This window comes from Dyadobacter sp. CY327 (genome assembly GCF_021390415.1).
Classification (GTDB): domain Bacteria; phylum Bacteroidota; class Bacteroidia; order Cytophagales; family Spirosomataceae; genus Dyadobacter; species Dyadobacter chenhuakuii.
The window spans coordinates 1,304,633-1,328,353 of sequence record NZ_JAJUXJ010000001.1; the positions used below are offsets into that span (position 1 = coordinate 1,304,633).

At 45.6% G+C, this 23,721-nt stretch carries 18 protein-coding genes; 14 read left to right on the forward strand and 4 right to left on the reverse strand.

Annotated elements, in window-relative coordinates:
* Nucleotides 1-7: 7 nt before the first annotated feature.
* The 5 genes from LZG74_RS05490 to LZG74_RS05510 all read left to right on the forward strand — a co-directional run bounded on the left by LZG74_RS05490 (nt 8) and on the right by LZG74_RS05510 (nt 8,195).
* The gene (locus LZG74_RS05490; RefSeq protein ID WP_233795590.1) at nt 8-2,386 is read left to right on the forward strand and encodes an ABC transporter permease; all 2,379 of its coding nucleotides are present in this window, start codon (nt 8-10) and stop codon (nt 2,384-2,386) included.
* Between the two features lie 96 nt (nt 2,387-2,482).
* Nucleotides 2,483-3,985 carry a capsule assembly Wzi family protein gene (locus LZG74_RS05495; protein WP_233795591.1) on the forward strand — a complete coding sequence of 501 codons (1,503 nt, stop codon included), beginning with the start codon at nt 2,483-2,485 and terminating at the stop codon, nt 3,983-3,985.
* A 149-nt stretch (nt 3,986-4,134) separates the two neighbouring features.
* Nucleotides 4,135-6,534 carry an ABC transporter permease gene (locus tag LZG74_RS05500; protein ID WP_233795592.1) on the forward strand — a complete coding sequence of 800 codons (2,400 nt, stop codon included), beginning with the start codon at nt 4,135-4,137 and terminating at the stop codon, nt 6,532-6,534.
* A gap of 57 nt (nt 6,535-6,591) precedes the next feature.
* Entirely contained in the window at nt 6,592-6,879 is a 288-nt protein-coding gene (locus LZG74_RS05505; RefSeq protein WP_026632302.1) for a hypothetical protein, read from the forward strand.
* Nucleotides 6,880-6,986: 107 nt separating this feature from the next.
* Complete coding sequence (locus LZG74_RS05510; RefSeq protein ID WP_233795593.1) at nt 6,987-8,195, forward strand: hypothetical protein; 1,209 nt, start codon at nt 6,987-6,989, stop codon at nt 8,193-8,195.
* Between the two features lie 59 nt (nt 8,196-8,254).
* On the opposite strand, the gene LZG74_RS05515 is transcribed toward LZG74_RS05510, so the two are convergent.
* Nucleotides 8,255-9,574 carry a hypothetical protein gene (locus LZG74_RS05515; protein ID WP_233795594.1) on the reverse strand — a complete coding sequence of 440 codons (1,320 nt, stop codon included), beginning with the start codon at nt 9,572-9,574 and terminating at the stop codon, nt 8,255-8,257.
* 142 nt (nt 9,575-9,716) lie between these two features.
* On the opposite strand from LZG74_RS05515, the gene LZG74_RS05520 reads away from it, so the two are divergent.
* The 3 genes from LZG74_RS05520 (at nt 9,717) to LZG74_RS05530 (ending at nt 14,096) form a co-directional block, all read left to right on the forward strand.
* The gene (locus tag LZG74_RS05520; RefSeq protein WP_233795595.1) at nt 9,717-10,286 is read left to right on the forward strand and encodes an RNA polymerase sigma factor; all 570 of its coding nucleotides are present in this window, start codon (nt 9,717-9,719) and stop codon (nt 10,284-10,286) included.
* Between the two features lie 394 nt (nt 10,287-10,680).
* Nucleotides 10,681-12,645, forward strand: coding sequence for a T9SS type A sorting domain-containing protein (locus LZG74_RS05525; protein WP_233795596.1), 1,965 nt, complete (start codon nt 10,681-10,683; stop codon nt 12,643-12,645).
* A gap of 101 nt (nt 12,646-12,746) precedes the next feature.
* A complete protein-coding gene (locus LZG74_RS05530) occupies nt 12,747-14,096 on the forward strand; it encodes a GH1 family beta-glucosidase (protein ID WP_233795597.1) in 1,350 nt (449 codons plus the stop codon).
* 26 nt (nt 14,097-14,122) lie between these two features.
* Here the strand turns inward: LZG74_RS05530 and LZG74_RS05535 are convergent, their stop codons facing one another.
* Complete coding sequence (locus LZG74_RS05535; RefSeq protein ID WP_233795598.1) at nt 14,123-14,353, reverse strand: hypothetical protein; 231 nt, start codon at nt 14,351-14,353, stop codon at nt 14,123-14,125.
* Nucleotides 14,354-14,456: 103 nt separating this feature from the next.
* On the opposite strand from LZG74_RS05535, the gene LZG74_RS05540 reads away from it, so the two are divergent.
* Both LZG74_RS05540 and LZG74_RS05545 read left to right on the forward strand, forming a co-directional pair.
* Nucleotides 14,457-15,500: a DUF4097 family beta strand repeat-containing protein gene (locus LZG74_RS05540; RefSeq protein WP_233795599.1), complete on the forward strand. Its 1,044-nt coding sequence runs from the start codon at nt 14,457-14,459 to the stop codon at nt 15,498-15,500.
* A gap of 102 nt (nt 15,501-15,602) precedes the next feature.
* A complete protein-coding gene (locus LZG74_RS05545; RefSeq protein ID WP_233795600.1) occupies nt 15,603-16,580 on the forward strand; it encodes a ComEA family DNA-binding protein in 978 nt (325 codons plus the stop codon).
* Nucleotides 16,581-16,613: 33 nt separating this feature from the next.
* Here the strand turns inward: LZG74_RS05545 and LZG74_RS05550 are convergent, their stop codons facing one another.
* Nucleotides 16,614-17,384: a TIGR00730 family Rossman fold protein gene (locus LZG74_RS05550; RefSeq protein ID WP_409014434.1), complete on the reverse strand. Its 771-nt coding sequence runs from the start codon at nt 17,382-17,384 to the stop codon at nt 16,614-16,616.
* Between the two features lie 84 nt (nt 17,385-17,468).
* Here LZG74_RS05550 and rpiB point away from each other — a divergent pair, with 84 nt between their 5' ends.
* Nucleotides 17,469-17,900, forward strand: coding sequence for a ribose 5-phosphate isomerase B (gene rpiB / locus LZG74_RS05555; RefSeq protein WP_082214011.1), 432 nt, complete (start codon nt 17,469-17,471; stop codon nt 17,898-17,900).
* Here rpiB and LZG74_RS05560 read toward each other — a convergent pair.
* On the reverse strand, nt 17,897-19,309 hold the full coding sequence (locus tag LZG74_RS05560; protein WP_233795601.1) for a hypothetical protein: 1,413 nt from the start codon (nt 19,307-19,309) through the stop codon (nt 17,897-17,899). The two genes, rpiB and LZG74_RS05560, sit on opposite strands and share 4 nt — an antisense overlap.
* 101 nt (nt 19,310-19,410) lie before the next feature.
* Between LZG74_RS05560 and rbfA the strand changes: the two genes are divergently transcribed.
* From rbfA to LZG74_RS05575, 3 genes are read left to right on the forward strand one after another with little or no spacing between them, the layout of a single operon-like run.
* Nucleotides 19,411-19,794 carry a 30S ribosome-binding factor RbfA gene (rbfA, locus tag LZG74_RS05565; RefSeq protein WP_026632313.1) on the forward strand — a complete coding sequence of 128 codons (384 nt, stop codon included), beginning with the start codon at nt 19,411-19,413 and terminating at the stop codon, nt 19,792-19,794.
* 16 nt (nt 19,795-19,810) lie between these two features.
* Entirely contained in the window at nt 19,811-21,037 is a 1,227-nt protein-coding gene (locus tag LZG74_RS05570; RefSeq protein WP_233795602.1) for an FtsX-like permease family protein, read from the forward strand.
* Nucleotides 20,929-23,706 (forward strand): M1 family metallopeptidase, encoded by a 2,778-nt coding sequence (locus tag LZG74_RS05575; RefSeq protein WP_233795603.1) that lies wholly within the window; start codon nt 20,929-20,931, stop codon nt 23,704-23,706. Before LZG74_RS05570 ends, LZG74_RS05575 begins: the two co-directional genes overlap by 109 nt.
* The last annotated feature ends 15 nt before the right edge of the window (nt 23,707-23,721 follow it).

Consider the following 23,721-nt stretch of genomic DNA (forward strand, 5'->3'; position numbering starts at 1 on the left):
ATTTATTATGCTTCGGAATTATTTTAGCATTGCCTGGCGGAATTTGGTGAAGAATAAGGTTTACTCGGCTATCAATATGACCGGTTTGGGGATTGGTATGGCTGGGGCGATCATCATTTTTCAGCTGGTTTCCTATCATTTAGGTGTTGATAAGCATCATCGGCAGGCGGATAAGATCTTCCGTATGGTGGTTGATCTCCATTTGGAAGATGGTTCCGTGGAGCATGAGAAGGGCTCGGCTTTTCCTTTGCATACAGCGCTCAGGAAGGAGTTTGCAAATATTTCGCATGCCGCTTACCTGGCTCAGCGTGAATTAACGCTCAGCATTGAGGAGGCCAATAATTCCAGGAAGTTTTTTGAAAAATCATCCGCGGCTTTCACAGATTCGGAATTCTTTAAAATATTTGATTATCAGTTTGTTGCCGGTAATGCAACAGTTTTGAACCTTCCGGGACAGGCTGTCCTGACAGAGCGTTACGCAAGAAAATACTTTGGGAAATCAAATCCGATAGGCCGCCTGATCCGGATTAATAATGCTGAAAATGTCACAGTTGCCGGCGTTATCAAGGATTTTCCAGAGCAAACTGATTTTAAAAAAGACATCTTCGTTTCACTTCCTACATTAAAGAAGCTGATTCCCGAATATGGCTATGAAGACTGGGGCTGGATCGATAGCAACCGGGAAACGTATGTGAGCCTGCGTTCCGAAGAGGATAAGGAAGCTTTGGAACAACAGCTGATCGCATTCGCGAAAAAGATTCACGGTGCGGACAGCAATGTGTTCCATTATCACTTGCAGCCACTTTCCGACGTCCATTTCAACATGCATTATGGTGGTAAAATCAAATACTACACCATTATAATGCTTGCAACAGTTGGTTTGCTGCTGATACTCATTGCTTGTTTCAACTTCATTAACATTACAACCGCCCAATCTTTAAAAAGAAGCAAGGAAGTAGGGATCCGGAAAGTGCTTGGCGTTTCGCAATGGCAAGTGTTCTGGCTTTTTATTCATGAGGCTGCTTTGTTTACGGGAATATCATTCATTCTAGCCATTCTTCTTTCCAAGTTGCTGATGCCAATGATCAGTAACTGGCTGGAAATCAATTTAGATCTTAATGTGTTTGCCGATTCTCAGTTGCTCGCATTCAGCCTGGTGCTGTTGATTTTTGTAGTGTGCGCAGCGGGCATTTATCCCGCATTTGTTATCTCAAATTTTAATCCGGTCCGGGCGATCAAGGGTCTGGCGGTTGCTAACGACCGCGGTTCGTTTTCCGTGAGAAAGTCGCTTGTCGTAGTGCAATTCAGCATTTCCTTTGTTTTGATCGCTGTTTCAATGGTGATCATTCTGCAATCCAGATATTTGAAAAATAAAGATTTGGGCTTAAACAAAGAACTGATCCTGCATGTAGGACTGCCCGACACAGGAACTACTGAAATTGCAGCCCTAAGCAACGAAATTCCTAGGATCAAGGAAGTCGCCAGCATCTCATTTTTTAGAAATCCACCTTCATCGCAGGCAGGCAATGGCGGCAGCATTAAATTTGAAAACCGCGATTGGGAGAAGTTTGTGGCCCGGTCCAGAAGCGCGGACAACCATTACGTGGCAACTTACGGATTGAAGCTTATTGCAGGTCGCAATCCAATTCAGTCGGATACGCTTCATGAGCTGCTGATCAATAATAAGTTAGTAAAAGCATTGGGGCTGAAATCCCCTGATGAAGCGTTGAACAAGCGTCTGGTAGTGGGTGATATGGATAATAAAACGGGCGTGATCGTTGGTGTTTTGTCCGATTTTAACAATGCAGATCTATATTCCAGCATTGAACCTACCGTCATTTACGCATCTAAAAAACATTACCGCAGCGCCGGGATCAAGCTGCAAAATTTAAGTGCTTCGACGATTCCGGACATTATGAAAGTTTGGCAGAAACACTTTCCGGAATATGTGTTCCAATATAGTTTTTACGACGAAGAGATAGCAGGATTTTACAAAAGAGAGGAGTTAGCCTCCAATCTTACCTCCATGTTTGCGCTTTTATCCGTGTTCTTGTCCTGCCTCGGACTTTTCGGGCTGGCGCTGTTCTCCATTGAACAACGCACCAAAGAAATTGGGATTCGCAAAGTATTGGGCGCATCCATTGCCAGCATAACCACCTTGTTATCCATAGATTTTTTGCGCCTGGTGGGCATAGCGATCATTATAGCGAGCCCGGTTTCCTATTATTTTATGAACAAATGGTTGCAGGATTTCGCATTCAGGATCGACATTGAATGGTGGATCTTTGCTGTGTCCGCACTAATGGCCGTCGCCATCGCTTGCCTTACTGTCGGTTATCAGTCCATTAAAGCCGCGCTTGCGAATCCGGTGCAAACATTAAAATGAGTAACGCCGTTTAATAACATTGAAATAATTTTTGGGTAGAAAGTTTTAGTGCAAACGTCTTTATCTTGCAAGGTAATCCTTTCATATAATTGCGTTATGCTCAGGTTTAAGGCCATTTTTTACATTGCAATCTGCCTTTTCACATTTCAATGTCTGCGGGTGAACGCGCAAAACGGAAATGCTTTGCCCTTAGGTTTGAAAGCAGGGCTTGAAGCCGGTGGATACATTTCGTCGCCCGAAACGACTCCATTTTGGCTGCGCACCAACCAATTCGGCATTGTGCCCAACACCGGCCCTGCGGGACAAATCCAGGGTACGATTCGAAAAGACTATGTATTTTTTGACAGCCTTTCCAACCGTCCGCAAAAAACAGATTGGGGATTTGCTGTAAATCCCGTTCTTAGCTACAATGAGCAGAATCAGTTTAAGGTTTTGTTGCCGGAAGCGCATGTGAAGGCGAGGTTCAAAATGCTGGAAATTTATGCCGGAAGAAGGCCTGAGGTGATGGGACTGGGCGATACGACATTATCATCCGGGTTTTATGCAGGCTCGGGTAATGCCCTGCCTATTCCAAAGGTGCAGATCGGAACCATTACCTTTGTTCCCTTGAAATTTACACGCAATTTTCTCGCTGTCCACGCCGGCTTCGCGCATGGCTGGTTTGATACGGATTATATAAAGGGCGTGAGGCTTCATCAGAAGTTTATGTATCTGCGACTGGGCAAGCCTACATCAAAAAGTAAATTTTATTTCGGTTTAAACCACAATGTGCTTTGGGCCGGGCATTCTGAAGAGCTCAAAAAACATCCTGAACTGGCAGTGAACGGCGAATTGCCATCGTCCTGGAAGTTCTATCCCAATGTGGTGCTGGCTTACACTTCCAAAAACTGGTTTACCAAAAACGGTTACGGTTCTTTTGACAGTTACCGTTTAGGTAATCATTTGGGAAGCTATGATTTTGCGTTTGAAACTAAGGTTGGCGACAAGCAGCTGTTTGTGTATCATCAGCATCCGTTCGAAGATGTATCGAGTATGCTTTTTAAGAATGTACCAGATGGTTTGTATGGTATTAATGTGAAAATGAATGCATTACAAAATAGTGCAGGTTTTGCTCTGTCACGGGTAACATTAGAGTTCCTTTCCACAAAAGACCAGTCGGGATCCACATTTTATATTCCCGGAAGCACTTACCAGGGTGCTGATAATTATTTCAACCATTCTCAATATTCCAAAGGCTGGTCTTATTTCGACCGGACCGTGGGCACGCCGTTTATTGTGCCTGGTAAGGATATGGACCAGTCAAAGAAGACGAGTTCACGCTATTTTCCCAGCAACCGGGTGAATGTTTGGTATGCAGGCGTGCAGGGAGGCTGGGGGAATATGCTTGCGCTTACATTGAAGGTCTCGTACAGTCAGAATTTCGGGATGCCGGGCGAAAATTTCAAGCCGGTTCGCGGGCAGTTATCCACTTATTTAGCTGGCGAATACGCATTTCCACATTTGAAAAAAACCAGTCTGACAGCAAAATTCGGACTTGATAACGGCAGTTTGTTTGTCGATTCTGCGGGCGGTTATTTTGGCATTAAGAGAACCTGGTAGGAGGCCATTGGAGGGGCTGTTCAAAGGCGAACAAAGTTGTCCGATTTCGGACAACTTTGTTCGCCTTTTTGTATGTAAGGATCTCATAACTAACTGGTTAATTTTTGGCATAAGTTTGTTGCTGACACAATCTTATCCCTATCTCTGCTATGCTTAAAAACTACCTGAAAATTGCTTTTCGCAATATCTGGAAAAACAAGGTTTTTTCCGGGATCAACATTGTCGGCCTCGCCATTGGGATGGCTGCTTGCATGCTCATTATGGTTTTTGTTTTTTACGAGTTTAGTTTTGATAAAATCCACTCCAAAAACATTTACCGGCTCGATGAAGTCCAGAAGTTCAAAGGCATGGTGGCACCTCAGAAAGTGGCGCTTTCGATGTTCCCGATGGGCCCCACACTCAAAAATGAATATCCCGAGATAAAGGATTTTGTCCGCATCAGTAAGTTCGATAAAGTTCCGTTGCTGTACCAGGAAAAGAAGACAGAGGTTCCCAAAGCACTGTGGGTAGATGCTAATTTCCTGGAAATGTTTGATTTTAAACTGCTTGAAGGGCAGAAGCAAAGCGTGCTGAAAGAACCCAATACAGTGGTTCTCTCCGAGAAAAGCGCTGCCAGCTTATTTGGAAAACAAAACCCGATCGGGAAGTCGGTAATCCATTATGGCGGGGATACATTGACCTTCAAAGTAACCGGCATCATGGAAAATGTTCCGGCTAGTTCGCACCTGCAATTCGATGCCTTATTTTCGTTCAGCACCATCACGCGTCCGGATTACATGAACAATTGGGGTGGCAACTGGCTGGTAACCTATCTGGAACTGGCTCCCGGTGCAGATATAGCCGCATTAGAAAAGAAATTCCCTGCTTACCTGGGCAGGCACATGAGCAAAGAAGGCGCCAGCGATTATGAGCTTTTCTTGCAGCCGCTTTCCGATGTCCACGCCAAATCTACAGATATCACCCACGATTATATCAATTATCAAAAGTTCGACCGTAGTTACACGTATATATTTTCTGTAATAGGCATCATTGTGCTCGTGATAGCGTGCGTCAACTTTATGAACTTGTCCACGGCCCGCTCTACTGGCCGGGCAAAGGAGGTCGGGATCAGAAAATCGATTGGCGCGCAGCGGTTTCAGCTTGCCGGCCAATTTATCGGAGAATCGATTTTGCTGACATTTATGGCTTTGGTGCTGGCAGTTGCGATGGTGAAGTTGCTGATTCCGGTCGTAAGTAATTTTAGTCAGCGCGATCTTGACTTCGCGTTTTTTACCAATCCTTCATTGCTGGGCAGCATCCTGCTTGGAACCATTGTGATTGGCATATTTTCCGGCTTGTATCCAGCTGTATTCTTGTCTTCGTTTCAGCCTATCGCGGTTTTGAAAGGCACATTAAGGACAGGAAAAGCGAATTTCAGGAATTTGCTCGTCATCGCACAGTTTTCGAGTGCCATCTTTCTCATCATTGCCACTGGCTTCGCCGTGAAGCAATTGCGTTACATGCAGCAAAAAGACCCGGGGTTTGACAGGGAGCAAGTTGTGATCATTCCGCTCGATTCCAAGTCGGGACCCAAATATCAGGCCCTCAAACAGGAGTTGCTCGCCAGCTCATTTGTGTCGGGTGTAACCGGTTCGCAGCAACGCCTGGGCAATAATTTACATCAGACCGGCGTAACTTTTCATGGCGACGGGCCGGAGAAACAGATCGCATCTTCGCAAGTGGTCGTTGACCCGGATTATTTGTCTTTATATAAAATCAAGATCATTGCCGGCCGGAATTTCCGGGATGATGAAGGAGATAATGCAAAGGCTTACATTGTTAACGAATCCTTGGCCAAAGAACTTTTAAAAGACCAGCCTAAACTGACGCTTCAAACACTGGTAGGAAAGCATTTCGGCTTCTCGGGGATGGATTCGGCGGGTGTGATCGTGGGCGTAGCGAAGGATTTTAATTTCAATTCACTGCACCATAAGATAGAAACGCTTTGTCTTTTTAACCAAAAGAATTGGGGTTATGGAGAGATGTCGGTGCGTATAAAAGGCAATGATGCCAAGCGTGCTATTGCGGGCATTCAAGGGATTTGGAACAACATTGTGCCGCAGCAGGAATTTAAGTATTCTTTCCTCGACGACCATTTCGCAACATTATATAAGGCTGATAGCCAGGTTAGTGAAATTGTCGGCATCCTTGCTGCACTGGCGGTTTTCGTTTCCTGCCTCGGCTTGTTCGGGCTTGCTTCCTACTCGGCTGAACGCCGGTTTAAAGAGATCGGCGTACGAAAAGTGATGGGCGCTTCGGTGGCCGGCATCGTCGCACTGCTATCTAAGGATTTTCTAAAACTCGTTATTGCTTCTATTCTGATCGCTTCGCCCATCGCCTGGTGGGCCGTAAGCACCTGGTTAAAGGACTTCGCTTATCGGATTGACATTGAATGGTGGATTTTCGCGCTGGCTGGCGCGCTTTCAGTGGTGGTAGCGCTGCTGACGATCAGTTTCCAGAGCATTAAGGCGGCATTAACAAACCCTGTGAAGTCTTTACGAAGTGAGTAACCCATAATTTCATTGATAAACGACTCAGCTATGTTGCATTTCTAACCTTAAACAATCATGAGCCATATCGCTATCCCAATCCCGCCGCTTCAAGGAAAGCAGGAGATTAAAGTTGAAGTAACAATTAATGGCATCAAGCAAAATTTGTTTTATCGTGTTGAGCTTTTTTATTGGGAAGACTGCTCAAATCCCGTCGCGCATCGTGCTGACTGCATTAGCGAAATGCTGTCACATCACGATCCGGATTGGACGGTTTACTATATAGGTGCTCCCAATGATGATTTCGTTCCCATTACCTTCGTGAAAAAAGAGAGCCGTAACCTGCTTAGAGAGGCAATTGCATAGATCTTGAACTAAGCAATTAATATTTAAAATCTTTATTTGCATCATTGTTGCAATATTCAATCCGATGATTCTATATTTGCATCAATGTTGCATTTAAAGATTTTTTTATGAAAAAGCATTTATTCAAAACACTCTTCACAATCGGACTGGTTTTCGCACTCGCTTCCTGCGATAAGGATGACGAAAATCCGGTTACGCCCGCCGCGCAAAGCGAATTTAAATTCATCCGTATCCTGGTCAATGATGAGAGCAGCAAGGAAATCTCACTGGTAGATCCTGTTAAGCTGACTGTTGAAAAATTTGAAGCGCAGTTTCCTAAATCGGCCTTGTATGGAACGCAGGCAGGTCGTTTCGGTGCTTTGGTTAATGGTGCCAATAATTATGTCCAGTTTTTTGATACTGGTTTTGAAGGCCACGGAGATCATGTGGATGTGAAAGGAACCCCGAAGTTCGGTGCATTGACCGGAACAGGAAATAAGCCGACGCACTTCAAGAGCAAAAGCGATGAGGTCATCACTTTCAATGACGGGGACGGCACACTGGCCATTGCGAAAGAGGCAGACTTCCACACGCCGGGTGCTAAAATGACGATTGTCAATGCAGGAAATGTTGCGCACCACGGCGCAATGACGAAGTTTGATAACGGCACTTATGCCATTACTGTAAAAGACGGCTCGGTAGCGGGTACATTGCCTGAGCGTGTTAAAATCATCGACGCTTCGGGTAAAACGCTTTTTGCTTCAACGCTGGCAACGAAAGGCATTCACGGCAACGCCACAAACGGTTCTGTGTCTTTATTTGGCTCTTCGAGTGGTATTTTGGTTGTAGAATCAAGTGGAAAACAAAGGCTCATTGCACATCCTGCGGACTTTGGTGACGCATGGTTTGGTTCGATACTGGAAGCGAAGGGAGCCGGAAAATTCATCGGTTACACTGCCGCGAAAGGCGCTTATCTGATTGATATTACTGCGAACACAGTAACGCCCATTCTTGCCAATACAGACATTATGCAGGCAAAAGTGGATTATGCAGGGAACAACCTCGTGATCCTGCTCCACAGCGGCGAAGTGCAGATTTTTGATTTAAAAACAAATACAGTTAAGAAAACCGGATCGGTCATTCCTGCAACTGCCAAAGATGAAACCCAAAAGCCACAGCTCGAAGCAACAACGCGGTTTATCTACATTACCCAACCGAAAAACGGAGAATTGCTGCGGATCAATACCAAAGATTTTTCCAAAGGTGAGAAAATCAAAGTTTCAGCAACACCATATCGTTTGAGTGTCCTGGGCATTGAGTCAGACGAAAGTCACTAGCCATGATAAAAACCTTTCGGGTCGTTGTGACCCGGAAGGTTTACAAGCAATCTTTTGATTTATTTTTTGTCGGCCGCCACCAGATCACTGGCTCTCATAGGATTACTTAATAACTTCTCAAATGCTTTCCAGCGTTTTTCCTGGTCCTGGCCGGACGTTTTCTCAATGTAGTTTTTGACCAGGTCCTGACCATAATTGTAGTTGATCACATAGCTTCCGTATTTTTTGATGAACCTGAGATAGTCCGTTGCCCCCTTTTCGGTCAGCAGGCAATAGTCTGTTAACCAGCGCAATGCATCTTTGTTATTCATTGATTTATTAATAAGTCCTCTGGCAACTTCATTCCGGGCATAGTTCAGGGCAGAGCCTATTTTAAGCGCTTCGAAGTAAAGATGCGCGCCGGTGGTGTCAATACCCGCCAAAGGCATCAGAATTTGTTTGCAATATTGTTCCTGAGAATCGCCGGGGAATGCAATGGAAATGCCGTAGTTAGCACTTCCCTCGGCAATGAGCGACTGCGGACTGAACAGCGGATACAGTGAAATTTCCTGCGAACCCTGATCGTAATAAACATTTTTTTCCAAAAGCACATTTAACACGTGATGCCCCGGATAACCTTCATGGCAGGCAAGGTCAATGGCCCTCTGGATAAATATAGGCTGACTAATATTGATCTGAATCACGCTTTGGTAATTGCCCTTATACCAGTTATATCCCGACCACGGCTTGTCCGTCACGTATTCGAGCTTGAAATTCTCACCCGCAGGCAATGTGTAATGTTGCAGGGTTCGTCGCCTCGCTTCCGCAATGGCAACCTGAAAAACCGTGTCAATCTTATCTTTTGGGATCAAAAACCTCGCAGCTAACTTCTGAAACCGGTCCGGAAGCGCACCCTTGCCCGGCAAAATCCCGTCCATTTGTGCAATCAGGTCCTGAAAGTGTTTTTCATTGTAAATCGGTGCAACGGCATCAAACAGATCCCGGGATTCTGTATCAAATGCATCACGCTCCCCAGCAACGATCTTTACCCGGCGTTCAAAGGCCGTAAGCTGTGAGCCCAACCACTCAGCACGGTGACGAATTGTGTCGTTTTCTGTATTGGTTAGCAGGTCAGTAACCCGACTTTTAAGCTCTGTGATCCTGAGGGTCAAACTGTCTTTCGGGAAATCAGCCGTGTCCTTTGCCGCTGCCGGTCGCAGGGAATCCGGCCCGTAATATGCATCTACAAAATCGCCGTCATACTGGCCAATGGTAAGGCCCAGTGTTACATATTCCCGACCGATTTGTTGCAGCTTTTCCTCATCATTAACCGATCGCTTTTCGGACGAGCAGGAGACAATTATACACAAAACAAATATGAAAAGGCTTTTTAAGGTCATTGCAGTGAATAGTTAGATAAAGTCCCGATCCCACATTGGGTGTAAATTACACAGATTGATTGGAAACGGAACTGGAACAATATTAATAAAATCACAAGAGCCGGATATAGCCGGACATGAACCCAGACAAAAAGCTATCTACATGAATGCCAAGTATACCTACACAGAAGCAACGCTTGTATCCCTTCTGAAATCTAACGATCGTAGTGCCTTTGAATATTTGTATGATAATTACTCTTCGGCGTTATATGGTATCATTGTCAAGATTGTGAAAGACGAGGAACGTGCCTGTGATGCTATGCAAGATACCTTTCTGAAAATTTGGAAAAATATCGGCCACTACAATTCTGAGAAGGGAACCCTTTTCACCTGGATTCTGAACATTGCGCGTAATACTGCCATTGACAAGCTGCGTGTAGAATTGAAAAAGGAACGCGTTATCCAGCTGGAGCTTGTCCGCGATGGCGATCTTATTTCCTCTACGATTTTTAACCCGCTTCCGGCGACAATGGATCTTCGCTCAATTGTAGAGCGCCTGCTTCCTGAGCGTAAAGTGCTTATTGAAATGGTTTATTTCCAAGGATATACGCACGAAGAAGTTTCAGAGCGGCTTAGCCTGCCTTTGGGAACTGTAAAGTCAAGAATCCGGAAAGCTTTGCAAGAACTGCGTGAGATTTTCGAGGTCTGCGCTCCGAAGCCCATCTTTGCTTAATATCAAGCTAACAGTATTTCTACATTACGCTGCTTTATACTTTTAATTTCCTGAATACGAGCGCGGTCAGTACATATGCAATTTTATGCATTTTGCGCTGGATATACGTAAGTTTAGCGTATGTCTCTAAATGAGCCTGCGGTCAATAAGCTAACTGCACTGGCTTCATAATCTTCTGTTTATCTCCTTCATCAATTTTTTAACGGCAGATTGCCCGTTTGCTGTTTTAGCCGTTACACTATATTCTACACAGCATAAATGGGCAGGGAATTTTGTAGAACTCAAAAAATTACGCAAATTTTTTTTGTCGAATTTTCTCAATGCATTTTTAGCTTCTGCTACAAGTCTCATACAAGCTTTACATTCTCTCCAGAGCCCTTTACGAACGCGCGTATTGCTCATTTGTTCCCTCCTGTTAACCTTCGGACTTGCCGGAAATGTCTACGCCACAGATGATTGTGGCTGCAGCGATTCCGATAATGCGCTTAAAAACGGAAATTTTGAATCATTGGATCACTGGCAAAAGTCAGACGGTACAAATTTCCGTCTTGACAATGCATACAACCAATGCGGCAGTAAGAACGGCTTGATCGATCAGTCGGGATATGTGTATCAAAATGTGCCTGTGCAGGGTGGAAGCGCCATCAATATGACTGTGTATGGTGGTACGCACGATGTGAGGCAGACGCATAAATTCTATCTTCGTTTCTATGACAAAAACAACAACGAGATAGAAAATGAGCGTGTAACCGTTGATATGGACTATCAGGTTACCGGAAATGGCAAGCTGAAAAAATTCACATTAAAGAAGGATGTTGTTCCTGCAAATGCTGTGAAGGTTCAATTCAGATTTTACGCTAGCGGGGCATATTTCAAAGTGGATGTTGCCTGTATGTCGATCACGCCTCCTCCGGTAACTGCTGATTGCTGCAAGGATTCTGAAAACGCAGTGAAAAACGGAAGTTTCGAAAACGGAACGAATGATTGGCAGAAATTCGGAAACGGAAATTTCAGACAGGATGATCCATACAGCATCTGCGGCAGCAAAAACGGTTTGATCGAGGGTGCAGCAACTGTTTACCAGGATGTAACCCTGACCTCAGGAACCAGAGTGAATGTAAGCGTATATGGCGGAACGCATGACACAAATCAGGACCACAAGTTCAAACTGGAATTTTATAACAGCGCAGGCGAATTGATCCCAGTTGCCGAAACACCTCAAAACCTGGTTCATATGAACTATCAGGTAACGCAGGAGCACAAGTTACAGCAATATAACTTATCCGAAACGGCACCAGTGGGAGCTACCAAAGTACGGATCAATGTAATTTCCGGAGGTAACTATTTCAAATTCGACGTGGTGTGTATGACCCTTACGCCGCCAACAACTCCGCAATGCGAGACTTGTAACGATAATAAATTGGTTGACGCCAGCTTTGAAGAAGGAACGGCCAACTGGACAATAGTAGGACACGTATTTGCAGATGCTACCATTGCCGTGTGCGGCTCGAAAAGCCTAATCTTAGCGGGTAACGGTTCGTTCCATCAGGATTTCGCCTTTGAATCATCTCTTGGAAATTCTGTTACATTGAGCATTTGGGCAGCGGTAAAAGAGAACCGGGATCAGAAAATCGAAATGATCTTCCTTAATGGCTCCAATAAAGTGCTGGGGACATTGACACAGCAGGTCGATAAATTGGTGACCAGCGATCCTTATGGCTTGCAGAAATACATTCTTGCCGGTGCGATTCCATCAGGTACAACAATAATCCGCATTCAGGGCTCCGGATCGGAAGATTATCTGGCAGTTGACGGAGGTTGCTTAACTTTCTCAGGTCCTCCGCTTCCGGTAACATTGTCTGCCTTTAATGTGAAAAAAGAAGGGACTGTTGCCACATTATCCTGGTCAACAACTTCTGAAACGAACTCTGATCATTTTGAAGTTCAGCACAGCGGTGACGGTAAGAAATGGGCGGTCCTTGATATCGTAGCAGCACAAGGCGAAAGCAAATCATTGGTTCCATACAGCTATACTCACACTAACCCTCTGGCTACCAACCTTTACAGGTTAAGAATGGTTGATCAGGATGGCACATTCTCTTTCAGTTCGATCAAAAGCCTGAAATTTGATGGTGACGCACAATTGAGCGTGTATCCAAACCCGACGGTAGACCGCATCGTATTGAACAGCAGCCAGGCCATTTCAAGTGTTAAGTTCTATGATCAGCGTGGCGTGCTGGTTCTGAACACATTACCTGACGCATCTAATGCGATCGACGTTAGAAAACTGAATCAGGGAACATACTTTGTCAAAATCAATGACGGAACCCTGACGCGCAAAATCCTGATCGTGAGGTAACAGCCGCTTGATATTTTGAGAGCCCTTCATCCGTAATTATCGGGTGGAGGGCTTTTCTTTTGTAATATGTTTCTAACTTTCCGGCACATAAAAAGGCAGCAGTGACGACGGATATTCATTTCAATAGGCAGGATTTTGGTGCTGATTTCAGCTGGGGAGTCGCTACGGCAGCTTACCAGATCGAAGGGGCGGTGGATGTGGACGGCCGTGGCCCGTGCGTCTGGGATAAGTTTGCAACGATAAAAGGCAAGATTAAAAACGGGGATGATGCACGCATAGCTTGTGATTTTTATAACCATTACGAAAGCGATATCGAGCTGGTACATGCATTGGGTTTCAAGGAATTCAGGTTTTCGATTTCCTGGTCACGCATTTTGCCGAAAGGTTACGGCGAAGTGAACGAGGCCGGGATTTTATTTTATAATAAATTGATAGACAAATGCTTGTCACTTGATATCGTTCCATGGATTACGCTCTATCACTGGGATCTTCCGCAAGCACTTGAAGATCTCGGCGGGTGGAAAAACCGAAAGATTCTGGAATGGTTTGAGTCCTACGCCACGATATGTGCAAATGCATTTGGCGACAGGGTCAAAAAATGGATTGTGCTCAACGAGCCGATGGCTGTAGCGGGACTAGGTTATACCACGGGATTGCATGCGCCGGGAAGGAAAAGTATCAGCAACTTTTTGCCCGTTGTGCATCATTTGGCCATGTGCCAGGCGATCGGTGGGGAAGTGATCAGGCGCAATGTTGCAGATGCTTACATTGGAACAGCCATTTCATGTTCATATGTACACCCAGCGAGTGCGAGCTTCCGGGACGTACGCGCTGCCAAACGCGCCGACGCATTGATGAACCGACTCTTTATTGAGCCCGCATTGGGAATGGGTTACCCGGAAGATGCGTCCCGTTTTTTAGGAAGTATCAAACGCTACATGCAACCCGGCGATGCCGAAAGGCTCAAATTTGACTTTGATTTTATTGGTATACAAAACTATTTCAGTGTGGTGGTTAAGCATTCTTATTTCGCACCAGTGGTTTGGTTGAAAGAAGTCCCTGCAAAACTCAGGAATGTGCCGGTAACAGCTATGGGCTGGGAAGTAAGCAGTGATGGAATGTATCACATTTTGAAACAATTTGACGCGTACGAAGGAATCCGGGAGATCATTGTTTCGGAAAACGGTGCCGCTTTTCACGATCAGGTGGAGGGAGAAAATGTTCAAGATCCTGAGCGAACATCATTCTATCAGGAATATCTGGCGGCTATATTGAAAGCTAAAAATGAAGGAGTAAAAGTGAAAGGTTACCTGGCCTGGACAATGATGGATAATTTTGAATGGGCAGAAGGCTATGCAGCCCGATTTGGGCTGGTGCATGTGGATTTTAAGACCCAGAAACGCACTGTTAAGGATTCGGGCAAATGGTTTGCCTCTTTTCTGAAAATGTGAAATGCGACCGAGAATGGTCGAATAACTTATAGATTGAGAATGTCTTTGGCTTCCTTTTCGGAATAGTAGGGGCCAAGCTCTGCTTCGTCAATAATCTCGTGAACCTGGTCTTCGGATGCGCGCATAGGCTTGTCAGTGGATTCATGCTCCGGAATTTCGCTGAAATGGATCATTCCTTTTTGCTGTAAATTTTCGAGGATTTTAGTGATCAATTCTTCTTCCGAGTCATTCGCCACTTCAATGTGAAAGGTTTTCATAGTAGTCTTTTTGTATTTAAATATATTATTTCAAAAACCATACCGGCGATGCAACCTCGCAGCCAGATTCAGCATCATTGAGAAAAACCTAATCATATTAGACATGAGAAACAGAAAACTACTTTTAATAATGTTTGCGCTTTTCACAGCAGGGGCCGTTTCTGCCCAGGTTGATAGCGATAAGCCCTATGTTACCAAAAATTTCAATAGCGCAAACCTGAAAGAACTTGCCGTAGAAACATCTGGCGGTTCAATAACCGTAAATGGTGGCCAGAACAGCGGATTCAAAGTCGAAATGTATGTCAGACCAAATAATTGGAATGGCAAGAGCGAACTGACCAAGGAAGACATCGAAGACCGCCTGGAAGACTACGACATTCTTATCGGGACGGAAGGAAACCGGGTTGTTGCGACTGCAAAACGGAAAAACAATGTGAAATGGAATGATAAAAAAAGCATTTCCATTGGTTTCAAAGTTTCGGCCCCAAGAAATACACAAACAAACTTAAAAACCAGCGGCGGCAGCATCCACATTGCGTCGCTGAGCGGTGAGCAGAATTTTGAAACAAGCGGCGGAAGCCTGAAAGTGAGTGACCTCGACGGTATGATCCGCGGACGGACTTCGGGCGGCAGCATCGATGTCATGAATTGCAAAAAGGACATCGACCTCCATACAAGCGGAGGAAGTATTAAAGCAACCGAATTGACCGGCAAAATCCAGCTCAAAACCTCCGGCGGCAGCATTGCATTGAATGGCCTTGAAGGCGACATTGAAGCACGCACGAGCGGCGGAAGCGTAAAAGGCGATGGCATTAAAGGCACATTGAATACGGGCACATCGGGCGGTTCGGTAAGGCTTGCTAATGTATCGGGAAGCTTGCGGGCCAGCACAAGTGCGGGAAGTATTGAGGTGGAAATGGCTAAACTAGGCGATTATGTGGATCTGTCGAGCTCAGCAGGAAGCGTTCGCGTGACCATGCCGATGGATAAGGGCGTAGACCTGGACCTGAAAGGAAACAAAGTGAACATTGCCCTGAAAAACTTTGATGGGGAAGCAGCAAAGGACCGTGTCCGCGGAAAAATGAATGGCGGCGGCATTCCGGTTACGCTGTCAGCCAGCGCCGGAAGTGTTTCTGTGAATCAGTAATTATATTGTAAATGAGGGCTGCGAAGGTGTAAAAACATCTTCGCAGTTTTTTTGTGACCAAAAACGAAAGCTGCGTCTAAAGGGAAATTAATGTCCCGACACATGTTTCGTAAAATCGCGTCACTGCTGCAATCGTATTTTGGTATTTCAAGAAAAGAAGCCAGGGGTGCGCTGGTCCTCATGGTGCTCTGCCTGCTTTTGCTGTGGTTACCCTTCTTTTTCCGGAGGTTCCTGTTGCCTGGTCTGCACATCAACGAGCGCCCGGCTAATGTGAAAATGCTGGACAGTCTGGCCGTTGTGTTGGAGAAGGCAAGCCAGGCTAAGAGTAAATCTTTTAAACCGTATCCTAAAAAAACATTTGCACGCAAACCCGGGAAGCTGGTTAAGCTGTCTGATTTTGATCCTAATGTGGCCTCCGTTGACCAATTGGAAACGCTTGGCATTCCCGCATTTCTTGCTAAAAGAATTGAAAATTTTCGAAGCAAAGGAGGCAAATTCCGAAAGAAAAACGACCTGCTTAATATCTACGATTTTCCGTCAGAACTGTTCCATAAGCTCGAAAAACACATTGTTTTTACGGCTCAGCCAACACTTGAAAAGAACATTACCGGAATAAAAAAGCATACTGGAAACGATAAGGCACCTTATTCAGCATTTAGTAAGCCTTCGAAAACGGTCATAACGGCATTTGACATGAACACCGCAGATACAACCGAACTTGTGAAATTGCGCGGGATTGGAAGCAAGCTTTCGTTACGCATCCTCAAATTCCGTGATGCGCTGGGGGGATTCCATTCTGCGGATCAATATCAAGAGATTTTCGGGCTGGACTCTGTGTCCCTGGCTGAGCTGCACCGTTATGGAAAGGTCAGCAGCGCAGTGAAAAAGATTAATCTCAATAGCGTGAGTGCCGAGGCCTTGGGTAAGCATTTGTATTTCAAAAACAAGAAAGTCACTGCCATCATTATTAATTACCGCAATCAGCACGGGCCGTTCAGGAATGTGGATGATTTGCGGAAAGTGCGGGTTGTGGATGACGCCATGATCAAAAAAATAGAGCCGTATCTTCGTTTTGACTAGGATACGGCTCTGGTAATGTTGCGACTTGTGTGCTTAGAAGTTTGGCTTCAACATATATTTATTGTAGAAGTTGTCGATCACTTTCACGGCTTCATCCGGCGTGTCTACAACACTGATCAGTTTCATGTCTTCGGGATTAATGTTGCCCTCGGTCAGCATTGTTCCTTTGATCCAGTCGAGCAAACCGGTCCAGTAACTGCTTCCTACAAGCACGATAGGGAAGCGGCCGATCTTCTTGGTCTGGATCAGCGTCATCGCTTCAAACATTTCGTCCAGGGTTCCAAATCCGCCCGGCATAACAATAAATCCCTGCGAATATTTAACAAACATTACTTTTCGTACAAAGAAAAAATCGAAGTTAATGTTCTTGTCAGGATCGATATAAATGTTGCTATGCTGCTCAAAAGGAAGTTTTATATTTAATCCAACCGACTTTCCGCCTTGCTCACGCGCACCTTTGTTACCCGCCTCCATAATCCCGGGCCCACCGCCCGTAATTACGCCATATCCATGTCTTACGAGCTTGGCTGCAATATCTTCGGCTGTTTTGTAATGCGGATTGGTGGATAGCGTCCGCGCCGACCCGAATATAGAAACGCAAGGCCCGATTTTCGCCAGCTTGTCAAACCCTTCAACAAACTCGGCCATTACTTTAAACACAACCCAGGAATCTGCACTTTTTATCTCATTCCAATTCCGGTCTTCAAATGCTTCCTTGATCCGCTTTTCATCTTCGGGAACCGCGGGGTTCATCAGGGAAACGTCTATTAATTCCGCATTGGTTGGCTTTGCTTCTTCACTCATATTCGGATATTCAATTTAGTTGTTGAAGTAGATAATCGTAACTTTGTAAGACCATCATTAAATGTTACAATTAACAAAAAACTAATGAGAAAAATTGCTATCGGTTCGGATCACGCGGGTTTTCCATATAAGGAACCGGTTATCAACTGGTTAACGACGAATGGTTTTGAAGTGAAGGATTTCGGCACATACAGCGCCGATTCTGCTGACTATGCAGATTTTGCCCATCCCGTGGCTAGCGGCGTTGAAAGCGGCGAGTTCGAGAAAGGCGTGTTGCTTTGCGGCAGTGGCCAGGGCGTTTGCATTACGGCCAACAAGCATCAGGGAATCCGTGCAGCATTGGTTTGGGATTTGCCATTGGCAGCATTAGCACGCCAGCATAACGATGCAAATATTATTTGCATACCCGTTCGATTTATCGAATTGGAAACGGCACTGGCAAGCGTAGGCGCATTCCTGGCGACGGAATTTGAAGGTGGTCGTCACCAGACCCGGGTGGATAAGATCGCCTGCTAGATCTTACGCTGATAAATCCCTTTCCAGGGACTTAATTCATATTGGCTTCTTAATGCCGGAACGCGGTAAAGCAGTTTCGGCATAATGTTCACTTTGTCGATAACGTAGTCCGGTGGGTCCTTTTTGAAGTTGTCGTAGACGTGGATCACGCTGTCAAAATTATCCAGGTTGCGTAAATCGTAGCTGGCGAGTTCCCAGTTGAGGTAAGGCGTTGCCGTGTAATTATTGATATACTCCCCTGAATGCTGCCCCAGCACCAGAACGCGCTTATTCTGGATCTGTTCCGGAAGCGCTGCTTGTTTTGCACGCAGATTTTCGAGCTTACCCATGGATATTCCGGGTATAATGCCGCGTAAACCCTGATATTGGATCATCAGGATCACAGCGCCCATTGTGATAAACTGAAACTCGTCGGCCCAGCTTTTTTTCCTGAAACTCTGAAAATAATGTGTTGCAAAAAACGCAGCAGGCGGGATGAAGATCACAAACTGCATAGGCGCCATAAACTGCATGAGCGGAATAGTGAACACCGCAATGATAAACCAGAGCGCCATCACCTGCTGGATCCGAGTTTGATAATTGACAAAGCGCAACGTGGTGAAGATCCGCATAAAACCCATCACCCCGAAGCCCAGCGGCAGCAACAGCGACGCGATCAGCGAGGAAAAATCATTGAGGTTATATTGTTTTACCTGAAAAACAGAAGTCAGCAGGTTCCTGTTAAGACTTTCAATGCCATTGTTCATATAAAAGAACAGCACGACCATCAGCAACGGGAATAAAGATCCGAACAACCCCAGCAAATGGTGACGCACGGTGGAACCTGTATAAAACAACAGCGCCAAAAATGCCCAGATCATGAACAATGAAGCCGGCAGATAAAACAATGTGGCAATCCCGATATAAAGCCCCATTTCAAAAACCTGGGTCGTTACTTCCCTTCTTACCAGGATCTTAACAATGGCACCGAAGGCGAATAGCAGGAATGTATTAGCCATCAGCATGGGCGAGAGCGTGCCCATATCAAAGGAAATGTTCAGGAACAATGCGTATAAAGCACCTGGAAGGAACGTGCGTTCGGGGAAAACTTCCCGGGAATGTATAACGTAATTGAAATAAAGGATCTGCACAACTGAAACCGTGATCGCCGCGAGCTGATAAACCCATTGCGTGCGGCCGAAAAGCGTGTCGATAAGCCAGTAAGTAAGGCCCGAAAAAGGGCTTACATTGTCCCACACGTCCCGGTAGAGCATAAATCCACGGCCCATTTGCTCGCCTACCAGCATCCAGCTCAGTTCCGGGATAAGCAGCGGCGCACCCCCCATGAAAAATGGAAGCCGGAGCAGCAGGAAAAATACGACCAGACTGATGCTCTGATACCGTGCGTTAACGCGAAAAAAACTTAACAAGAAGTATGCGGATTATGTATCTTATCAGAATAACTTTCACGAAATTACAACTCCGCATTCTACAAAAACAAAATAAGTCCGGATATTTGTACTTTTGAAACATGGAATCTAAAAGACAACAAAAAGTAGGGAGGCAGATTCAGAAGGATCTTGGGGAGATATTTCAAAAGGACGCACATCATTTGACGAATGGCTCTTTTGTTACCATTACAGCCGTGCGTGTTACGCCAGATCTGAGCATTGCAAGAGCATACCTGAGTTTTTTGCCCGATAAAAATAAGTCGATATTACTGGAAACGATTCAGGAAAACACCAAATTCATTCGTCAGAAACTGGGCGAAAGGGTGCGTCACCAGCTTCGGATCGTACCTCATCTTCAATTCTATATGGACGATACTGCCGAGTATGCAGCCAAAATGGACCTGCTATTTTCGGATATTGTTATTCCACCAGCTCAACCGGACGAGGACGACGAATCCAATTGATTAAAGCTCCTGCCTAATGCATCTTTCGTACAGGATCGCTGTCCGCTATTTTTTTTCCCGGAACAAACGCAGCTTCATCAGCGTCATAGCCCGCATCGCTATGGCTGGCGTAGCAGTTGGAACCATGGCTATGGTCGTCGTGCTTTCTGTTTTCAATGGAATGGAGGACCTGAACCGGAAAATCTTCAAAACCTTCGATGCGGACGTTAAGATCACGCCCGCCGAAGGCAAAAGGTTTAAAACAGACAATGCATTGATTCAAAAGGTCAGATCCGTTGAAGGCGTCAGGCTGGTTACGCAGGTTGTGGAAGACAACGCGCTTGCCCAGTATGGTAACCAGCAGATCATTGTGCGGCTCAAAGGCGTTGACAGCACATTTCAGCGGCAGGGCCAGCTCGATACGGCGATCATTGAAGGAACATTAAAACTTTATGGCCAGGGCGGCACGCCGTATGGCATCATTGCGGAAGGCGTCAGGAATGCTTTATCCATTTCTTTGGAAGACATTATTACGCCGTTACAATTAATGTATCCCAAAACCGGCTCCAAAACATTAAACCTGACCTCCTCAGAAGCATTTAACCACCTTCTGCTGAGGCCCGGCGGCATATTTTTTATAGAGACACGTTACGACGATTACGTGATCGCACCCATTGCACTGGTCGAAAAGCTGATGGGATATGAAGGTGAAAGATCTTCGCTGGAAGTGCAGGTTATGCCAGGTTACAAGGAAGGAAAGGTAAGCAGGAGGATTGCGGATCAATTGGGTGACCGGTTTGTGGTCAGAGACAGGGATTCGCTTAACTCCGACTTGCTTCGTGCGATCCGTCTGGAAAAACTTTTTGTGGCTATAACCTTGTCTTTCATTATTTTAGTAGCTGCGATCAACATTTTCTTTTCGCTCAGCATGCTGGCTATTGAGAAAAAGAAAGACGTTTCCATGCTCTATGCATTAGGCGCCACGCCGGGGTTGATCCGGAGAATTTTTCTTGCAGAAGGAGCAATTGTGGCTCTGTCTGGTGCGCTGGCTGGGCTTGGTGGTGGAATTTTGCTATGCGTATTGCAATTGAAATATGGATTTGTTTCAATGGGAATGGCAACGTCACTGGTGGATGCCTATCCCGTTAAATTAATATGGGAAGATATACTCTATACGGGCGTTATCGTCGTTATCATAACAATGCTGGTGTCGTATATTCCTGCCAGGAGAGCAGCAGAAGCAGGGAGAATCCTGCCGACCTGATATTTTATTTGAGCAAAAGAACAAAAAATACTAACAAAAACATTTTGACATACATCTACACAATCATCTTGAAAAGAGACGTTACCAGCCACGATAGGGGGCTTTTTTTGGGCCGTTTGATCTTTGTTATCTGCACAGCATTGCTATTGTTCTCCGTTCCTTCACAGGCTGCCGAGGTGGCAGATACGCTGAGAAGAAGGAACCCGGGAACAGTTTCCTCACAGGGCGCTTACCGTCCCGAGCGGCCAAGGAAAAGTGATATTCTTTATACACGCCTTGATGTCGCATTCGACTGGGAGAAACAGCAGGTTCCGGCGTCGGCCGTTCTCATGTTCAAGCCGCATTTTTATCCGCAAAACATACTGGAACTGGATGCTAAGGGCTTTGATATAAAAGGCATCGCTCTCATGGACACGGTGGGAGATTACGGGTCATTATCCACGGAAGAGATTCAGGGAAAAGTCAAGAAAAAGCTGGAATACACTTATGATAAGCGAAAATTGCTGATCAAGCTGGACCAGAGCTACACCAGGAAAGACACCGTTTTTGTTAAAATAGATTACATAGCGCGTCCGAATGACGTTCCGCGTGACAAGCCGGGAGACAGCGCATCCGACAAAGGACTTTATTTTATCAATGCAGATGGTATGGATGAAGGCAAACCGAAGCAGATCTGGACGCAAGGTGAGACCGAAGGAAGCAGCTGCTGGTTTCCTACCATTGACGCACCTAACCAAAAATTTACCCAGGACATTTACATTACCGTAGACACCACCTATAAAACGTTATCAAATGGTCTGTTAGTTGCTCAGAATGAAGGCAAAAACGGTTTGCGGACCGACCATTGGAAACAAACGCTTCCGCATGCGCCTTACCTTACTATGCTGGCCGTGGGTGACTTTGTCGTTGCCAAGGATATGATGCCAAACGGATTGGAGCTGAGTTACTACGTTGAGCCAAAATATGGACAGGATGCGCACGCAATCTTTGGCCGTACGCCTGAAATGATGGGCTTTTTTGCCAACGTTTTCGGAATAGAATATCCCTGGGAAAAATACGCACAGATTGCCGTAAGAGACTTTGTGGCGGGCGCAATGGAAAATACAACCGCCACGGTTCATGAAGAAGGCGTTCAAAATGACGCCCGGTCGCTTGTGGACGGAAACTCGGATGCTGTTATTGCCCATGAGCTGGCGCATCACTGGTTTGGGGATTATGTTACCGCCGAAGAGTGGGGGCAACTTCCTTTGAATGAGTCATTTGCAAATTACTCCGAATATCTCTGGAGTGAGTATAACAATGGAAAATACGAAGCAGACTGGCAGAACTTGCAGGAAATGAAAGCTTATCTGGCTGAATCCGAAACAAAGCAAGTGCCGATGATCCGCTATTTTTATAAGGATCGTGAAAATATGTTCGACAGCCATTCCTACGCCAAAGGTGGCCGGATCCTGCATATGTTGCGCAACTATGTAGGCGATGATGCTTTTTTTGCTTCCCTTCAGCATTATTTAAAAAGCCACGCATTCGGGACCGCTGAGATCGATGATCTGAGAATGTCTTTCGAAAAAGTTACGGGAGAAGATCTGAACTGGTTTTTTGATCAATGGTTTCATAAGCCGGGGCACCCAAACATTAAAATCCAGCAGGAATACGCGGCGGCAACGGGAAAGGTTCTTTTGAAATTAAAACAAACCCAGGACACGCTGGCCACAACGGTTTACAGGCTTCCGCTGAAAGTGGATGTTTGGGTTAACGGTAAGAAAAGCCAGTATAATGTGCTAGTCGACAAGGTAAACCAAACACTCGAATTCCCAGCTGCTAAAAAGCCTGATCTGGTTGTTTTCGATGCGGAAGCGCAGTTGCTTGGCGTTGTGGAGCATGAAAAGAACAGACGTGAGATGGAGTTCCAATACACGCATAGCGACCGGTTTTTACATAAATATGAAGCGCTGGCATCATTGGAAGGAAACCTTACTGACACCTTAGCAAGGGCCATTCTGGTAAAAGCGATGACGGATCCTTTCTGGAAATTCCGTCAGATGGCGATCAGTAATTTTTCGGAATATGACGGGGACGGTTTTGCTGATATTGAGAAGGTGATCCAGAGCGCTGCAAGGCAGGACGCACATCCGCAAGTGCGCTCGGAAGCGATGATCACACTGGCTTCTTTCGGTGATAACAACAGCGATTCGATTTTCAGGGAAGCATTGAGTGACAGCTCTTACCAGGTCGTTTCGGTGGCGATAGAAAAATATCTGATGGCGCAACCGACCGATGCGAATGAAATAGCCGCACAATTTGAAAACAGTCCCAATGATGCCATTGTCACATCAGTTGGCAATTATTACGCAGGACTCGCCCAGCCGGAGCGGTTCGACTGGTTTTTAGACAAGATGAAGGCGATGAAGCCTACTGAGAAGTATAATTTTTTGCAGGTTTTTGGAAAGTATCTGATCAAATCCAAGCAGGATGTGCAGCGCAAAAGCATTCCGGTTCTGGAAGGGCTGGCGCGCGAAAACCCTTCTTATTTCGTCAGATTTGGCGCATTCCAGGCTTTGGGCTTGCTGACAGACATTCAGGGTGTAGCGGCTTTGCGCAAGGATATCCGGGCCAAAGAAACCGAACCCAAGCTGAAAGAGATGTACAGCCAGTTCGGCGATTTGTAAGTAGCATTACTATGC

Bases quoted from the DNA above. Each gene is read 5' to 3' on its own strand.
- LZG74_RS05570 (WP_233795602.1), top strand. From the start codon at position 19,811: ATGCATCTTTCGTACAGGATCGCTGTCCGCTATTTTTTTTCCCGGAAC.
- LZG74_RS05515 (WP_233795594.1), bottom strand. From the start codon at position 9,574: ATGACCTTAAAAAGCCTTTTCATATTTGTTTTGTGTATAATTGTCTCC.
- LZG74_RS05575 (WP_233795603.1), top strand. From the start codon at position 20,929: ATGGGAAGATATACTCTATACGGGCGTTATCGTCGTTATCATAACAAT.
- rpiB (WP_082214011.1), top strand. From the start codon at position 17,469: ATGAGAAAAATTGCTATCGGTTCGGATCACGCGGGTTTTCCATATAAG.
- LZG74_RS05550 (WP_409014434.1), bottom strand. From the start codon at position 17,384: ATGAGTGAAGAAGCAAAGCCAACCAATGCGGAATTAATAGACGTTTCC.
- LZG74_RS05545 (WP_233795600.1), top strand. From the start codon at position 15,603: ATGTTTCGTAAAATCGCGTCACTGCTGCAATCGTATTTTGGTATTTCA.
- LZG74_RS05490 (WP_233795590.1), top strand. From the start codon at position 8: ATGCTTCGGAATTATTTTAGCATTGCCTGGCGGAATTTGGTGAAGAAT.
- LZG74_RS05500 (WP_233795592.1), top strand. From the start codon at position 4,135: ATGCTTAAAAACTACCTGAAAATTGCTTTTCGCAATATCTGGAAAAAC.
- LZG74_RS05540 (WP_233795599.1), top strand. From the start codon at position 14,457: ATGAGAAACAGAAAACTACTTTTAATAATGTTTGCGCTTTTCACAGCA.
- LZG74_RS05535 (WP_233795598.1), bottom strand. From the start codon at position 14,353: ATGAAAACCTTTCACATTGAAGTGGCGAATGACTCGGAAGAAGAATTG.
- rbfA (WP_026632313.1), top strand. From the start codon at position 19,411: ATGGAATCTAAAAGACAACAAAAAGTAGGGAGGCAGATTCAGAAGGAT.
- LZG74_RS05520 (WP_233795595.1), top strand. From the start codon at position 9,717: ATGAATGCCAAGTATACCTACACAGAAGCAACGCTTGTATCCCTTCTG.
- LZG74_RS05505 (WP_026632302.1), top strand. From the start codon at position 6,592: ATGAGCCATATCGCTATCCCAATCCCGCCGCTTCAAGGAAAGCAGGAG.
- LZG74_RS05510 (WP_233795593.1), top strand. From the start codon at position 6,987: ATGAAAAAGCATTTATTCAAAACACTCTTCACAATCGGACTGGTTTTC.
- LZG74_RS05495 (WP_233795591.1), top strand. From the start codon at position 2,483: ATGCTCAGGTTTAAGGCCATTTTTTACATTGCAATCTGCCTTTTCACA.